This window comes from Thalassotalea sp. G20_0 (genome assembly GCF_017744175.1).
Lineage (GTDB): Bacteria > Pseudomonadota > Gammaproteobacteria > Pseudomonadales > Endozoicomonadaceae > Endozoicomonas.
In genome coordinates this window covers 1-1475 of sequence record NZ_JAGHQV010000194.1, presented here as the reverse complement: position 1 = coordinate 1475, position 1475 = coordinate 1, and the positions used below count along the sequence as shown (strand labels likewise).

General features: G+C 48.6%; 1 protein-coding gene. It reads right to left on the bottom strand.

Translation table 11 applies throughout. The features are described 5' to 3' along the window. Nucleotides 1–897: hypothetical protein (locus J7438_RS25450; protein ID WP_209278838.1), on the bottom strand; the 897-nt coding region annotated here is incomplete at its 3' end. Nucleotides 898–1475 lie beyond the last annotated feature (578 nt).

Genomic DNA, 1475 nt, shown 5'->3' with positions numbered 1-1475 from the left:
GGCTCTGGCCACCAGGTCAATCAGCTCGTTGGGATACTGTTGCAGGCTGGACATATCACGCTGGAACAGTTCTGCTGCCCGTAGCTCTTTTGGTTCATCTTCCGCGACAGCGTCCTGGTAAAGTTCAGCGATGGGCAACAACTCCCGCAGCTGTGGCTGCTTATGCAATAACTCTTTGGACGGACGGTGGAATTTAGGTAGAACATGGTCGTCCAGAAGAAATCCGATAGCCATCTGCGTGCGCAGGGCGTGATCCAGTCCGTGCAATGTGCGGTAATGGGGTTTTGAACCCTCCGCCAGAATGGTTTGTGCCCTGTTGAGATGGGGGGAACGGAAATAGGACTGACCCACCGCCAAGGTAAGTTCCCGAATGCGGTCTTTGTCATTTCCCTGGAGTTTACCAGGCTCAACGATTGGTGGGGGGGCCTGAAATGTCTCCGGCCAGTAAGGCTGGCATTCACCATCTTCTCTTAACTGAACCACAGCAGCAAGAGGAACTTTGTGATAGAGCTTCCCCATGAGTTCAAGCATTAAATTAGAACGATCCAATGATGTGAGAGTCGATGTATGCTCTAAATGCTCGCGTATCTGTTCATCACTGAAGCGCCGGGTTGACAAATTTCGTTTCAGATATTCCTTGATTGTATGCCCGTCAACTGATCTTTTCTCGACAAAGTGATGATAAAACGTATTACCAAACAGGCGACTGAGCTCAGGACGGAAAACACCGGCTCTCCAGTGGAGGGAAGTAAGCCGGGACAATTCTTCCTCCATGTTCGCGAGGCGATTGGTAATCCGTTCAGGATCAGTAATTGTGCCGCTTTCACAATGGCAAAGAAGCCTCCACAGCATCTCATTCCGAACGATTTCGACTTCGCCTGCCGTCATCAGATTCATACTTCTAAAATGCATGGCAAATATTAGCAGTGTACAGTCGGACAGGGTTGGGGGTTGAGCTAGATGGACTCTTGTACCGTGAGCGATCAGAAGACAACACACCAGCGGATTATGGAAAGAGATTCCGGCTTGAGATGGTGACCCTAGCAAAAATGGTACAAACAATTTGTGCTCTAGAAGCTCCCGACAGATAACAGCTTGTTCAGCAAAGGTGGGCTTGGTCTGATTCAGTAGATCATCCCAGCTAAGTTCGGCACCACGTCGTTCGTAGGTACAATTTGTACCATTGTAACAGTAGGTGGGAAAATGTTTTTTTATCGGGTTCTGCCTGATCAAAGCCTCCAACAATTGTCGAGGTAGAGCGATCTCACTTTTGGCCCCGTTATTCAGCGCTGAAAGTTCAGCCATGAATGTTGCTGAATCATAGTGCTCAATGGCTGTCAGGAGGGATTTGATGTAGATATCATTATCTCCAACCGCCGCAGATAAAGTGCTGACCTGCTTAGGAATATTATCCAAAAACGTAAGGAAGCGATCATTGCCGGACTGGCTTGATTGGTCAAGGTTTTGCTTATGGC